Annotated in this window: 11 protein-coding genes and 1 pseudogene; 8 read left to right on the top strand and 4 right to left on the bottom strand. The window is 62.4% G+C overall.

Annotation, left to right across the window (positions count from 1 at the left end):
- The 3 genes and pseudogenes from actP to CU669_RS21490 all read right to left on the bottom strand — a co-directional run.
- Positions 1-188, bottom strand: a pseudogene (gene actP / locus CU669_RS19390) (cation acetate symporter); the annotation flags it as partial.
- A complete protein-coding gene (locus tag CU669_RS19385) occupies positions 188-523 on the bottom strand; it encodes a DUF485 domain-containing protein (protein ID WP_112147249.1) in 336 nt (111 codons plus the stop codon). The pseudogene actP and the gene CU669_RS19385, both read right to left, overlap by 1 nt.
- Before the next feature lie 210 nt (positions 524-733).
- Positions 734-1,189: a hypothetical protein gene (locus CU669_RS21490; RefSeq protein WP_161539736.1), complete on the bottom strand. Its 456-nt coding sequence runs from the start codon at positions 1,187-1,189 to the stop codon at positions 734-736.
- A 396-nt stretch (positions 1,190-1,585) separates the two neighbouring features.
- Between CU669_RS21490 and CU669_RS19375 the strand changes: the two genes are divergently transcribed.
- The 8 genes from CU669_RS19375 (at position 1,586) to dctP (ending at position 14,082) form a co-directional block, all read left to right on the top strand.
- Positions 1,586-4,201, top strand: a complete 2,616-nt coding sequence (locus tag CU669_RS19375) for a DUF4347 domain-containing protein (protein WP_112147247.1) — start codon at positions 1,586-1,588, stop codon at positions 4,199-4,201.
- 38 nt (positions 4,202-4,239) lie between these two features.
- Positions 4,240-6,258: a TolC family protein gene (locus tag CU669_RS19370; RefSeq protein ID WP_112147246.1), complete on the top strand. Its 2,019-nt coding sequence runs from the start codon at positions 4,240-4,242 to the stop codon at positions 6,256-6,258.
- Positions 6,258-7,001: an efflux RND transporter periplasmic adaptor subunit gene (locus CU669_RS19365; RefSeq protein ID WP_112147245.1), complete on the top strand. Its 744-nt coding sequence runs from the start codon at positions 6,258-6,260 to the stop codon at positions 6,999-7,001. The genes CU669_RS19370 and CU669_RS19365 overlap by 1 nt, the downstream gene beginning before the upstream one ends.
- Entirely contained in the window at positions 6,998-8,311 is a 1,314-nt protein-coding gene (locus CU669_RS19360) for an efflux RND transporter periplasmic adaptor subunit (RefSeq protein ID WP_112147244.1), read from the top strand. The genes CU669_RS19365 and CU669_RS19360 overlap by 4 nt, the downstream gene beginning before the upstream one ends.
- A 3-nt stretch (positions 8,312-8,314) precedes the next feature.
- On the top strand, positions 8,315-10,402 hold the full coding sequence (locus CU669_RS21885; protein WP_112147243.1) for an HlyD family efflux transporter periplasmic adaptor subunit: 2,088 nt from the start codon (positions 8,315-8,317) through the stop codon (positions 10,400-10,402).
- Between the two features lie 27 nt (positions 10,403-10,429).
- Positions 10,430-10,744, top strand: coding sequence for a hypothetical protein (locus CU669_RS19350; protein ID WP_146747809.1), 315 nt, complete (start codon positions 10,430-10,432; stop codon positions 10,742-10,744).
- A gap of 181 nt (positions 10,745-10,925) precedes the next feature.
- On the top strand, positions 10,926-13,040 hold the full coding sequence (locus tag CU669_RS19345) for an adenylate/guanylate cyclase domain-containing protein (protein ID WP_112147241.1): 2,115 nt from the start codon (positions 10,926-10,928) through the stop codon (positions 13,038-13,040).
- A 10-nt stretch (positions 13,041-13,050) separates the two neighbouring features.
- Positions 13,051-14,082: a TRAP transporter substrate-binding protein DctP gene (gene dctP, locus CU669_RS19340; protein WP_161539735.1), complete on the top strand. Its 1,032-nt coding sequence runs from the start codon at positions 13,051-13,053 to the stop codon at positions 14,080-14,082.
- Positions 14,083-14,331: 249 nt separating this feature from the next.
- Here dctP and CU669_RS19335 read toward each other — a convergent pair whose 3' ends face one another.
- On the bottom strand, positions 14,332-14,763 hold the full coding sequence (locus CU669_RS19335; protein WP_112147239.1) for a hypothetical protein: 432 nt from the start codon (positions 14,761-14,763) through the stop codon (positions 14,332-14,334).
- Positions 14,764-14,766: the final 3 nt, after the last annotated feature.

The following is a 14,766-nucleotide window of genomic DNA, read 5'->3' as shown; positions in this document are numbered from 1 at the left end:
CCGGCCGCCCAGTAGGTGATGCCCAGCGTCATGCCCACGAAGATCACGAACATGATGATGGCATGCCAGTTGGTGGCTTGCTTGGCGGCGTTGCCGAGGTCAGCGCCGGCGGCCATGGCCGCCGAACTCAGGAGGGCCGTGCCGCCGATGGCGAGCGCGGCCGCGAATGCGGTCTTCATCGTCTTCATTAGCGGGATTCCTCGATGATTTGACGGTTCAGGTCGTCGAATTCTCCATTGGCGCGATAGACATAGATTCCGGTCAGCGCGATGGCGCTCAGGATCACGCCGATACCGATCGGGAAGCCGATGGTGGTGACGCCGTTGGGCGACAGCAAGGTGCCGAGCCAGGCCTTGTCGAAGGCGATGATGGCGATGAAACCGAAATAGATGATCAGAATGATCGCCGAGAGTATCCAGGCAAACGCGGTGCGCTTGCGGACCAGTTCAGCGAATTTTGGATTATTCCGAATATGATCGACGCTCGCGAGGTGCGCTGCCGTCGGCTTATTCTGTGAACTCATTGATGCTTCTCCCCTGCCATTGCCCGGTTTGCCACTTCGACTCCGGAGACATTTTATGATGTCCGCTCCCTGGGATCGGGGCAGATCAACTCACATTGCAGCTTACAGGAGGAAGATTGCGCACAGATGACGGCAGGATTAACTTCGCTTATGGCCGCCGTCGGCCATGGCGGTGTGGAAAGGCTCATGCCTCTCCACACCGGCCAGCCGTCACATCATGCTGGACATTTTCGAGGCGGCGGCCGCTTCCGACTTGCACGCATCTTTCTTGTGCATGGTCCGCGCCTGCTTGGCGGCCTGGATATGCTGCCAGGCGCCTGCTATGGCCTCGGGCTTGGCCTTTGACACTTTCAGGTCATGTTCCGCCGAACGAATGGCACGGGTGCAGGCGGAAACGCGCGGTTTCTCAATTTTGGCCGGCATGGCCTCCATGGGAGCTGGGGCCGCCATGGGAACTGGGGCCGGTGCAGGAGCCGCCGCGACCGGCGCTGCGGCGGCCGTCGGTGCCGGGGTGGGGGGCGTGGCAGGGACCACCGGAGCCGTGGGGGCGGCGGCTGTGGCCGCAGCCGGCGCGGAAGACGCGGCGGGCGGAGCATCGGCGGCAAATGCCGATCCGGCTGCAATCAAGGCGGCGACGGCGAAAGCGCCGATTACGGAATGGCTCATTGAAGTCTCCCAGAGTGTTCGACGGGCGCCCAATACACCGCGCCGCAAGAAGAAGCGATTTTATCGCGGCACCGTGGCAGAAATGAGGCAGGCAGCAGCCCCGAAAATTGGTGTGATCTCGATCGCTGGCCCGAGCAGATCGGGAACGACCCCACCTTCCACCCCCGTCGAGCTTTGGGCAGGACGTCGACCACTGAGATGATATCGGTTCTTCCTGCTTCTCACCTTTAACAGGCTGCGGAAAAACTCCGTCATTCCCGCGAAAGCGGGGGTTGGGCCGAAATGCGCTCTCCAGCTTGGCCCTGGTCACCCCGTGACAAATTTTGACACAAGAAGACGAGGGACAATCAAAAGAGGAGATGTTACTTTTTAAGTAATTATTAGAAGGGGCTAAGCATGCGTCGGAATGTCGAACGATCTGCTTTGATGATGATGGCGCTGGAGCCTCGCTGGATGTTTGACGGCGCGGCCGCTGTTGACGCGGCCCACGCCGCCGCCGATGCCAGCGCCAAGGCGCTCATTCCCGATGTTCCGCCTGCGGTTCAGGTCCGCGCGGCCGATCCGTCCCAAGACGGCGGCAAGAAGGAGGTGGCCTTCGTCGATACTTCGGTGGCGGGCTATCAGGTCTTGATCGACGGGGTGAGGGCGGGGGTCGAGGTCCAACTGATCGACGGCGGCAGCAATGGGCTGGCGCAGATGGCAAAATGGGCGCAGACCCATTCGGGCTATGATGCCATTCACCTGTTGTCGCATGGTGCCGAGGGGCTGGTGAATATCGGCGCCACTTCCGTTGCGGACGGCGCGCTCGGCAATCCGGAGATTCAAGCGGAACTGGCCGAGATCGGCCATGCGCTCAAATCCGGTGGCGACATATTGTTGTATGGCTGCGATATCGCCAAGGGAAGCGATGGCGATAACTTTATCCGCGATCTGGCCGCTGCCACGGGCGCCGACGTGGCGGCCTCGATCGACGCCACCGGTTTGGCGGCACAGGGGGGCGATTGGGTGCTGGAGCGGAGCGTCGGCGCCGTGGCGACAACCTCGATCGAGATATCCAGGTTCGATGGCCTGCTGGGAACGCCGACGGTAACGGGCACCGCCGACGCCACCTATGCGAGCGGGGGAACCGCCGTGGCGGTGGATCCGGCGATCTCCTTCGCCAACGGGACTCATTACGGCGGCGGCTCGATCAGCTTCACCCTGAGCAATGTCAAGACCGGCGACGTCCTGGCGCTGTCCGACGGCGCCAATGTCAACGACACCGGCGCCATTTCCACCGGCGTCGTCGGCAGCAGCACCGGCGTCTATCTGGGCAACGGCACAGGTCGGGATCTGATCGGCTATGTGGATTCGACCAATGACGGCACCAATGGAAAGGCGCTGCAGATCAATTTGGGTGTTTCTCCCTTCACCAATGCCGGTTTCGAAACCGGAGACACCACCGGCTGGACCATCGTCACGACCCAGGTGAAACTGGGCACGACCGACCTTGCCAGCGCCATCGGTTCCGGCGGCCCCTATGTCACCCCCGCCGATACCACCACGCCCGCCAACAATACCAACAACGATTCGGTGACGCCGTCCTCGCTTGGCACCCTGAGCGGCACGGTGGTGACCACGCAAAAGACGGCCGGTAGCTACGGCCTCCAATTGCTGAGCACCGGCGTCTCGATGGCACACGGGTATGATATCATCCACGGTCCGTTGGCCATCAGCCCGGAATTCGCCGCAAATGCCGGAGACGGCGTTTCGTTCGACTGGCGCGCCTTGGGAGGCAGCGATGCCTTCGACGTCTACGCCTATCTCCTGAATGTGACGGATGGGACGACGACTCTGATTCTGGATCAGACCGGCTCCTCCGGGAGCGCCTCGACCAGTTTCGCTCCCGGCAGTGTCACCGTTCCCACCAGCGATAACTACCGGCTTATCTTCGCCGCGGGTACCTTCGACTTTTCCGGCGGCGGCGCGGCTGGCGCATCCCTGTATCTGGATAATTTCAGAAGCTATGGCAGCAGTGTCACCGATGCCGTCATGACCACCCTGACCAGCCAGATTACCTTTAAGAACACGCTGTCGTCGCCCGATACCACCACGCGCATCCTGCAGATCAGTGCCAAGGCCACCGACGGTAATTCGGGCACCGCGACATCGAACATCAAATTGACGGCGCCGACGAGCGCCACCACGGAACTCCACCAGTCACCACCGCCGCCGGCGGCGGAACCGCCGAAAGATGCTCCGAAACCGCCTGCCGCGACCGAGATTTCCACGCCCAAGATCATCAAGACCGGCGCCGCCGAGGGCGGCACCCCGATCATTAACGCCCTGCGTGGTGACGGCACCAGCAGCGATGCGAAGGCGGCGGGCATGCAGACCGTGGTGCGCGAGTCCACGACCACGCAGGTTTCGTCCTCGGACGGCCTGTCGGCCTTGTCGAACCGCACCAGTGACGGCATCGCGGCGCCCGCGTCAACACGCGGAGCCGAGTCCAATATCGCGCTGTCGCCGAACCTGTCGGCGCCGTCCGATGGCGGTTTTCGGGTGGCGGTGGCCGCCCCAGGCGCCGCGACCGGCGGCGACGCCATCGTGGTCGCCAGGCCCATCGGCGAAGTTGTTCAGACGGGGCGGGTCTCGTTCGGTATTCCCGCCGATGCCTTCGCGGTGGCCAAGGCCGATGCCCAGGTGACGCTTCAGGCGACCATGGCCGATGGACAGCCGCTTCCCGGTTGGTTGTCGTTCAATCCCACCACGGGACGCTTCGAAGGCACGCCGCCTCCCGGTCAGACGGGGGCCATCGACATCAGGGTCTCGGCCAAGGATGCCGCGGGCGCCGAAGCTGTTCAGGTGTTCAAGATGGAGGTGCGTGGTCAAGGGGCCAATGCCGACGGCCTCGTCGGTCCGTCCCGTCACGCCTTTGTCGGCAAGGCGGGCCTCGCCGAGCAGATTCGCGCAGCCAAATCCGGTACGGCACGTTTAGCCGCCATGAGATCAGCTTCGGGCCGCGTCGCCTAATCAAACACGAGAATGAATTTACTCCAGGGGATTGTCCTATGCGCAGCTATCGCTTACTCCGTCACCTTCTTGCCTCCGCCTCGGTTGTCGCGCTGCTATCCGCCTGCGCGGTGTCGCCAAACCCGCTGACCGAGGCCGAAATGAAGGCCCAGACCGTCGCGGATAAGGCCGAAATGTTCAGCGCCGATGCGCCGGTGACCAAGCCTCTGAGCCTGTCTGATGCCATTGCCCGTGCCCTGACCCAGAACCTGGATCGCCGCACCAAGGTGATGGAAGAGGCCCTGGCCGCCGGTCAGAAGAATGTCGATCGCTGGGATCTGTTGCCCAAGATGGTCGCCAATGCGGGCTATACGGGTCGGTCCGAGGCCAATGCCACCCGGTCGCGCGATGCTGTCACCAATGTCACCTCCACCAGCAATCCCACCTATTCCACCGATCGCGACAATATTACCGCCGACCTGGGGCTGACCTGGAACATCCTTGATTTCGGCGTGAGCTACGTCAATGCCCAGCAGAGCGCCGACAAGGCGCTGATCGCCACCGAGCGCCGCCGCAAGACCGTCCATAACCTGATTCAGGAAGTGCGTTTCGCCTATTGGCGGACGGCCGCCGCCCAGGTTCTCCACGCCGAGGTTTCCAATACGGTCCAAGTGGCCGAGAAGGCACTGACCGACGCCCGCGCGGTCGAGAGGGAGGGGCTGCGGTCCCAGGCCGAAATCCTGCGCTATCAGAAGAACCTGCTGGAAAATCTGCGTCAGCTGGAAGCGATCAGCCATGAATTGTCGACGGCGCGCTACGAACTGGCGGCGCTGGTCAATCTGCCGCCGGGAAGCGAAATGAATCTTGATATTCCCGCTGATTCGGCCATGACCATACCGCCCATGGAGATGTCGCCAGAGCAGATGGAAGAACTGGCCTTCGTCAATAATCCCGACCTGCGCGAACAGATGTATCTGGCCCGCATCACCTTGGACGAGACGAAGAAAACCATCCTGAAGATGCTGCCCGGCATCAATCTGAACATCAACAACAAGTGGGACAGCAACAGCTTCCTGGTGGATCACCAGTGGTATGAGGTTGGCTCCAAGATCACCTGGAACCTGTTTAACCTTTTGTCGGCGCCCGACCAGATGGACAGCGCCGAGGCCAACGAAAAGGTCGCCAATGCCAAGCGCGTCGCACTGCGCATGGCGATCCTGGCCCAGGTCCATGTTTCCTATCGGCAGTTCCAGAACGCGGGCAAGCAATTCCAGCGCGCCGACGAGTTGTATCAGGTGGAGCAGCGTCTGGCCCAGTTCGCCAGGGTTCGTTCCGAGAACGACGCTCAGAGCGTCATGGAGCGTATCGCCAACCAGACCTCGGCTATCGCCGCCCGCCTGCGCCGCTATCAAAGCTATGCCCAGATGCAGTCGGCCTTCGGCAAGATGCAGGCGACTCTGGGTCAGGATCTGCTTCCCGATCAGGTGGCCAGCCACGATATCGATGATCTGAGCAATACGATCAACGCCCGGTTGGAGACATGGGGGCGGTTGCCGACGGCGCCGATTCCCGTGGTGGACGCGGCCCCCGAGGCGTTGGCTCCGGTCCCCGTGGCTGAAATGCCCGTTCAGGCACCCGTGGTGGAATCCACCCCTGATCAGAGTGTCACCGTCCAGCCCGTCGCCGCGACCCAGGATGGTCCGGTCGTCAAGGCCAAAACCAAGAAGGTGGCCGTCGTCCGCCGGAAGGCCGCGGTGACATCCGTCGATTTGACCGCCGTGGAACAACAGGCGGTCAAGAGTGATCGGAATTGGAATGACGTCCCCGATCAGTCGGCTCGGCTGCGCGAAGTGTCGCAGCCTGCCGATGATGCGGAACGGTCGGCCAATGTCGCCGCCACGTGGGTTCGTCCCGGACTGGACGAAGGCAAGGTGTCGGAGATTCTGGTAAAGGCGTCCCAGGGCCGTCAGACACAGTCTCCTGCCGCTGCCCCCGCCAAGGACAAGGACGTTCTGCGTTACGATTTACCGGCGGCCTCGGAAGATGGCCCCATCGCCATCGCCTCCTCCGCCAATTGATGCGCCGTTACGCCTTCGCGGTCGTGCTTGCCGTGCTGGCCGCTTCAAGCGCCTCGGCCCAGGATATGGGCCGAGGCGGAGCGGGACAGGATATTCGCGCTCAACTGTCGCCACGCCGTTTCACCACATTGTCCAGCGAGTTGGCCGCCAAGGTCGACAGGATCACCGTCAAGGATGGCGAGCGGTTCAAGGATGGCCAAGCCCTGGTCTCGTTGGATTGCCATGTTCAGCGGGCGCAGTTGGAAGAGGCACGGGCCACCATGGTGGCGGCGGAGAAGACCTATTCGGTCAATCGCCGCCTGCATGAGATGAATGCCGGTGGCGCCCTGGAAGCCGAGGTGGCTGCCGCCGAGGTCGCCAAGAACCGCGCCAAGATCAATGCCGGGGCGGCGGTGGTCTCTAAGTGCAACGTGGCGGCGCCATTCCCCGGGCGGGTGGTCGAGATCAAGGTCCATGATCATCAGTTCGTCCAGGCCGGTCAGGTCATGCTGGAAATTCTGGACGACTCGGTGCTTGAAGTGGAATTCTTGGCGCCGTCGCGTTGGCTGTCATGGCTAAAGCCCGGTCTTGGCTTTCAAATCGCCATCGATGAGACCGGGCGTTCCTACCCGGCCAAGGTGGCGCGGTTGGGGGCCAAGGTTGATCCCCTCAGCCAATCGGTCAAGGTGGTGGCGGAGGTGACCGGCACGTTTCCAGAACTGCTGGCGGGAATGAGTGGTCGAGTGTTATTGACCCCACCATGACCGAGGCGACCGATCCGATTTCCGTTCTTCTGAGCCTTCAGCATCGCATCCGCGAGGCGGAGACCGCCGAGGAATTGGGCTTTATCATCGTCAACGAGACCCACGCGCTGGCTCCGTATCGTCAGGCGATCCTGTGGCGGGAGGGCATGGGTGTCGTCACCATCTCGGGCCTCTCCGCGCCGGAGGGGTCGACCCCTTTCGTTTTGTGGCTGGCGCGCGCCTGTCGAGGCCTTGCCGCCGCGCTGCCCCAGGGTGGGCGGATCGATCCCGGCCTGTTGTCCGAGCGCGACCGCGCCGAATGGAGCGAGTGGTTTCCGCCCCATGGTTTTTGGCTTCCTCTCAATGGGTGGGGGGATCGGGCGCTTGGGGGGGTGCTCTTGGTTCGCGACGGCCCATGGAGCGACCAAGACCAGGCCCTGCTGAACGAAATCGGCCATGCCTATGGACATGCCCTGTCCTTTTTCCAGAAGAGCAGGGGAGCGACGCCCCGCCGGAAGCTCAGCCGACTGGCCTGGGGAGCGGTGGTGGGTGGTGTCGCGCTGGCATCCTTGTTGCCTGTGCCGTTAACCGTGCTGGCTCCGGCCGAACTGGTGGCAGCCCACCCAGCGGTGGTGCGGTCCCCGTTGGATGGCGTCATCGATAAATTCCATATCGCCCCCAATGCCCAGGTCAGGGAGGGCCAACTGCTCTTCGATCTCGACGCCACGACCCTGATCGGCAAGCTTGAAGTGGCGGAAAAGACCCTGTCGACCGCCGAGGCAGAATATCGGCTGACCTCGCAACAGGCGGTATTCGATCCGGCCGCCAAGTCCAAGCTGATGGTCCTCTCCGGGCGGATGGAAGAGCGTGCCGCCGAGGCGGCCTATCTGCGCGGTCTGTTGGAGCGGATCAAGGTCAAGGCGCCACGCAGCGGCCTTGCCGTATTGGACGATCCCTCCGAATGGATCGGTCGTCCCGTCAGTATCGGCGAACGGGTAATGTCCATCGCCGACGAGCGCGATACCGAGATCGAAGCCTGGCTGGCGGTCGGGGACGCGGTGGATCTCGATCCCGGCATGAAAGTGACGGTATTTCTGAACGCCGACCCGCTGCATCCCGTGCGCGCCAGTCTGCGCTTTGTCGGCTACGAGGCGCAAAGCCGCTCCGATTCGACGGTGGCCTACCGCTTGCGCGCGACCCTGATGGAAGAGGGGACTAAGCCCCGACTCGGCCTTAAAGGGACGGCCCGTATCGAAGCCGGGCGTGTCCCCATCCTCTATTGGCTGGTGCGCCGACCGCTGGCGGCCGTGCGTCATATGGTCGGGTTTTAGGACATGCTGCCGCCCTTGCGCGATGAACTTCATCTTCATCCCGGCCCGGTCCAGGGCGGCGCGCCAAGTTGGACACTGCAAGACCCGGTGCGAAACCGCTTCTTTCGAATTGGCTGGCCGATCTTCGAGATATTGGCGCGCTGGCATCTGGGGGAACCCTCTGTCATCGCTCAGGCGGTCTCTTCCGAGACCGCCCTTGATCTGGTCGAGAGCGATGTCATGGATGTGGTGGGATTCTTGGCCGGTAACGAGCTGCTGAAATCGGTCGGCCCGGATGGAACCGCGCGGTTGCATCAAAAGGCGGTGGCGGGCAAGCAGACCTGGGCCCAGTGGCTGCTGCACCATTACCTGTTCATCCGCATTCCCTTGGTTCGGCCTGATCGGTTACTGGGACTGACTTTGCCCGCTGTGCGCTGGGCATTCTCCCGCGGGTTTCTCATGGCGACTCTCGGCGCCTTGGTCGTGGGGCTATTCCTGATTATCCGGCAATGGGAGGTCTTTGGCGCCACCCTGGTCGATACAATCAGTCCGTCCGGGCTTGTCATGTATGGCGTCACCCTCGCCGGGGTGAAGCTCTTGCACGAGCTTGGGCACGGCTATGCCGCCAAGCGCTTGGGCTGTCGGGTTCCCACCATGGGACTTGCGCTGCTGGTGATGTGGCCGGTGCTCTATACCGATGTCAACGAGACCTGGAAGCTGACGCGCCGCCGGGACCGCCTCTCCGTGGCGGCGGCGGGAGTCCTGGTGGAGCTGGCGGTCGCGGCATGGGCCACCCTGGCATGGGGATTCCTGCCCGATGGAGCTTTGCGGGGGGCGGCATTCATGTTGGCCTCGACGACGTGGTTGTCCTCCCTGGTGCTTAATCTCAGCCCCTTCATGCGGTTCGACGGCTATTTTCTGCTGATGGATGCTCTGGACATGCCCAATCTGCACCAGCGCGCCTTCGCCGTGGCGCGATGGTGGCTGCGGGAGGTGCTGTTCAAGCTGGGAGAGCCGGAGCCTGAGCGATTCCATCCCGCCCAGCGCCAAGCGCTGGTACTTTTCGCGTTTGGTGTGTGGATCTATCGATTGGTGCTGTTTCTCGGCATCGCCGCATTGGTTTATCACTTCTTCATCAAGGCGGTCGGCATCTTGCTGTTCGCCGTTGAAATCGGGTGGTTCGTGTTCATGCCGTTCTGGGGCGAGTTCAAACAATGGTGGACACGGCGAGCGACCATCATGCGATCCCGGCGGTCATTGGCTCCGCTGGGATTGCTGGTCGTCCTGGCCTTGGGGGCCTTCATTCCCTGGCATGGGCGCATTTCCGCTCCCGCCATGCTGAAGGCCGACCTCCATTTCGGACTCTATCCCATGACGGCGGGGCGCCTGGAGCGCGTTGATCTCGCTTTCGGACGCAAGGTTGAGGCGGGCGCGGTGCTGGCGGTCCTGACCTCTCCCGATCTTGATCATCGTCTGGCGCAGGCGGCGCGCAAAATTCAGGTGCTGGAATTCGAGCTGGCATTCTTCGCCTTCGAAAATACGTTCCGCGAGCGCTCCCAGGCGCTACGCCAGGAATTGGAGACAGCCGTGGCCGAGCGGGTGTCCATGGAACGCGAAAAAGAGCGCCAGATCCTGATCGCGCCCTTTTCCGGGCGTATCGTCGACCCCATTCCCGATCTCCAGCCGGGCCAGTGGATCAGTCCCAAGGAGCGCTTGGCCGCAATCGAGAGCGATGCTCCGCCGGTGATTGATGCCTATGTGGCCGAAAGCGACGTGACACGGCTGACATTGAACGGACAGGGCCGCTTCGTCGCCGATGACCTTGGGCGCCCAGACCTTCCATGCCGGATCGTCGCCATAGATCGAGGGTCGGTCCGCAATCTCGCCGACCCGGCGCTGGCCACCCTTGCCGGTGGGACGGTGTCCGTGCGGGTGAAGGATCGGGCCCTGGTTCCGGACCAAGCGCTCTATCGCGTTCGTTGCCATGCGGAAGGCCCCGCGCCGACCTCTCAGATTCGAGGTGTCGCCATTTTGGCCGGAGAGGCTGAAAGCCTTGCCGGCGCGGCCTTGCGTTCCGCCATTGCCGTTCTGATGCGCGAAAGCGGAATGTGATAGAATATGCAAGGCTATAATAGGAGCATGATGATGCGATCATTTCTTATGGCAGCTCTTGTCGTCGCGCTGAGTTCCGCAGCCATGGCGCAAGGTTCTCCCGTCATCGACAAGGGCTACGAGGCGGCCAAGGCGTCCGAGTTGGAGGCAGTGAAGCTACAGTTATCAACCCGCCAGGGTCCGACGGCCATCGCCGAACTGACAGAGGCCGACAGCGCGCTGCGACGTCTCCGGGAGGCCAAAGGGACCGAGGCGCGTCGCAGTATCGCCTCGGAATTGGAATCCGCGTTGCTGCGCTTGCGGCTCGAAGCCGACGGCTCTGCCGTGCAGGATCGCAAATAGAGGGTGTCGGCGCTCGGTTGTCCTGGGCATGCGTCGGTTCGGTGGCCCTGGGCTACCAGACCCCGGCGGCTCACTTAGGCAAACGTAATATTCCAGTTGCGAATTTATACGAAAGGAATAAAAGTCATAGGTCAAGCGCCCCACTAAAGCGTGTAGATCCTTTCATCGTCAAAGGTAGGTCATGCGCATTCGTCTCCAAATCGGCATTTTCGCGATGTTCATGGGGATCATGCTGCCGTTGATCGGGGCCATGACCGGCATATTGTATGTCAGGAACGCCGATCTGGCCGAGAAGACCGCCAATTCGGCCATGGACAAGTCAACGGAATCGGTGGTGATCGGGGTTCGCGGTCTGTTGGAGCCCATCGCCCGCACCGTGGAGCTTTCGGCGGCTTTTGGCCGTGCCCAGCGAGACTCCCTGCGGCGCCCAGATTCCTGGCGTCCGATTTTCGAGGCGCTGGAACAGCAGCCCGCACTTTATAGCCTTTATTACGGATTCGCCCGCAATGGCGAGTTCCTGCAGATGATCCGCCTTCCCGTCGGCCTGGGAAAGTTCGGCCAGAAGGGCGAAGCGCCGCCAGAGAACGCCCGCTATGTCATTCGAACAATAGACGATTCTACCGGTCTGCCCGCCGACAGCCTGATCTATCTATCCGATTGGGGAGCGGTGGTGAAGGTCGAGCAAAGCGCCACCATCCAATACGATCCGCGTCAACGCCCCTGGTACAAGGCCGCCCAGGACAAGGATGATCTGGTCAATTCCGGCGGCTATCTTTTTTCGGGGACCGGGCGTCCGGGCCTGACCTTGTCCCAGCGTATGGCCACCGACGACAAGGAAGTGATCGGCGTCTTTGGCGCCGACATCTCGTTGGATGCGCTGTCCCAGATGGTGGCGCGTCAGAAGGTCGGCGAGCGCGGACAGGTCTTCATCGTCGACGAGGCGGGGCGGCTGGTCGGCTATCCGGATACCGGCAAGAACGTCATTACCGAGAATGGAAAACCCGCCATCGTCATGGCCAAGGACTTCGATGATCCGGTGGTGTCGGCGATCATCAAGCGCCATGCCGAGGGCGGTGGCGACAGATTCCGCGTGCGCGTGGGCGGGGCGACCTATGTGGTCTCGGCCACCACGCTTCCGCCCGAACTGAAAAGCAAGTGGACGATTTTCGCCGCCACCGACGACGAGGACTTCATCGGCCCCATCCGCCGGATCAGCCTGCTGATCCTGGTGATCGGATCGACCATCGTGCTGTTGTCCGGAGTGGGCGTCTTCGCCATCACCCGGTTTCTGTCTCGGCCCATCGGTCAGATCATCGAGGAGACCCGATTGATCCGCAGGCTGGAATTGGACGATCCGGTGCGGGTAAAGACACCGGTGGCGGAATTGGTGCAACTGTCCGACGCCCTGGACAGCATGAAGAGCGCGCTTCGAAGCTTCGGCGTCTACGTGCCCAAGGAAGTGGTGCGCCAGATCGTCCAGTCGGGCAGCGATTCCACTCTTGGCGGGGCGCGCCAACCCACCACCATCATGTTCACCGATCTGGCCGGCTTCACCAAGGCCAGCGAGGGGCTCGCCCCAGAGGAGGTGTTGAGTCGGCTGTCGGATTATTTCGACGTCATGGCCGCCGCCATCGACGTCAATCAGGGAGCCATCGACAAGTATATCGGCGACGCCATCATGGCCTTGTGGAACGCGCCCAGCCCGGACCCTCACCACCAGAGAAACGGTTGCCTTGCCATGCTGGCCTGCAGCGCGGTGGGCCTTGAACTGAATGCCGTTTTCGCCGCTCGAGGCTTGCCTCCGGTGACCACCCGCATGGGCTTGCATACCGGCATGGTGGTGGTGGGCAATGTGGGTTCGCATAAGCGCATGCAATACACCGCGCTGGGACCGGCGGTGAATCTGGCCTCGCGCATCGAAGGGCTGAACAAGCGCTTCGGCACCGAGTTGCTGGTCAGCGGCGATGTGGAAGAGGCGGTGCGGGGGGAATTCCTGTTTCGGCCCTTTGGCCCCGTGGTCGCGTCGGGAACCTCGATTCCCATCCCGCTCTTCGAGCTTTTGGCGACCAGCGACACGACCGATAGTCTCATCCTGGCCCGCGCCCAGGCCTGGGATGCCGCATTCTCGGCCTATGGCGCCGGGGAATGGGCCGAGGCCGTCAATGGGTTCGAAGCCTTCCAACGGCAATGGTCCGATGACGGCGCTGCCGCCCTGTTCTTGGGCCATTGCCAAAGCCTTCGGGACGGGCCGCCCGCCACCTCCGCCGAAGCGGTCCTTCGATTCGACTCTAAGTAGGGACATGGCGATGATCACGCGGAACGCCCTTATCCTGGCGATGTTTGTCCTTGGCTTGGCGGGCAGGGTCCAGGCCGAGCCCGCGGTGGAGATCCATCTCGCGCATTCCCAACGCCAGACCTCGGCCTCCGACGCCGTCTCGGTGACAGCGGCGGCCTTCAAGGACATTCTGGAAAGCCAGAGCAACGGAGCCGTGATCGTTCGAATGCACCCGGAATCCCGGCTGGGCGGCAACCGCGAAATGGCCAAGCTGGTGGAACATAACGTCATCCAGACCGCGCTCATCACCGTGGGCGGCGTCGCGCCGTTTTACCCCATGGTGGCGGTAACCCAGGTTCCGTTTCTGATCCCGGATCGTGCCGTCGCCCGCCAGGTCTATGACGGGCCGTTCGGTCAGGCCTTGGCGGCGGATATGGCAGCCAAGACCGGATTTGAAATCCTGGGATTCGCCGATCCTTCGGGCTTCCAGATCATCACCAATTCAAGTCGGCCCATTGTTTCGGCCAAGGATATGGCGGGGCTGAAGATCCGGGCGGTGCCCGGCTTTTCCGCCCTGGATGCCATGATCCGCGGCATGGGGGCCACGCCGGTCAAGGTAAGCTCCAAGGAAGAGCGCAATGCCCTGAGCTCCGGCGTGGTGGACGGGCAATCAAACCCCGCCGCCATCATTCTGGCCCAGCGCTTTGACGATGTTCAGAAATTCGCCACCCTGACCAATCACCTTTACTCGCCCTATGTCTGGGTGTTCAACCAAGACGCCTTCCGTGGATTGTCACCCGAAATACAGTCTCATATCCGGGCGGCGGCAACCAAGGCCATCGCCCTGGGGACCAAGGCCGCTGAAGACTGGGAGAACTCGGAAAGCGGCATTCGCCTTCTCTGCCATCGGTTGAAATGCCAGGATCTGGATGCGGCGCGGCGGGCCGAATTCGCCGCCGTCACCCAGCCGGTGGTTCTCGAACGGCTTCAAGACAATTTAGGGCCCGATGGACAGGATTGGATCACGCGATTTCAAGACGCCGTGGCGAAAAAGGCCCACTAGGGGGAATTGCCTTGGACGCTCAGGTCGAGACTGGGCTGTTTTCCGTCCGCGATCTTCGGCGTTCGCGGCATTATCCTTCACCATGATGTCGCATGACATAAAACCGGCTTCGGGCTTGCCGCCAAGCGTATGAGCTGTCGGGTTCCCACCATGCGGGGGCGCTTTGCACCAACCGATCCAATAAGGACATCGCCCGTACCGCGCCCGCCGTCCGGTTCCTTTTCAAGAATACCGCGCCTGCGGTTTCGTTCAATCCACGGGGTGCCCGGCCAGGCGGCGCACAGCCGCAACCACGGCGGAGGCATCCCATGCCACCGTCTTGGTCGCCCGGGTGGCGAGCCAGTCTGGAATCTTAGAAGGGTCTTTGGTCGCCACCAGCACCGGCTTGTTCTCGGTCGCGCAGACGTTCAATTCAATTTCCGCCCATTGGCGGCCTCGATCCGACGCGAACAGCTCAGGAATGGCGATCGCCACCTGGGCAGGCAGCACCTGGACCTCGGCGCGGTTGCGCAGATATTCCAATCCCTCTTCGGTCGAGGGCTGGTAGGCAGGGTCATGCCAGGGCAGGCCGAAATTCCGGTATTCGAATCCGGGAACCGAATGAAGCATTCCCTCCATCTCGGTGAAAAGATCGTCGAAACGCCAGGCATGCAAGATGGTGATGTCGGTGAATGATGTCATGGA

Origin of the sequence: Paramagnetospirillum kuznetsovii, assembly GCF_003284725.1 — a bacterium.
GTDB lineage: Bacteria > Pseudomonadota > Alphaproteobacteria > Rhodospirillales > Magnetospirillaceae > Phaeospirillum > Phaeospirillum kuznetsovii.
This window is presented reverse-complemented; position numbering and strand designations above follow the sequence as displayed.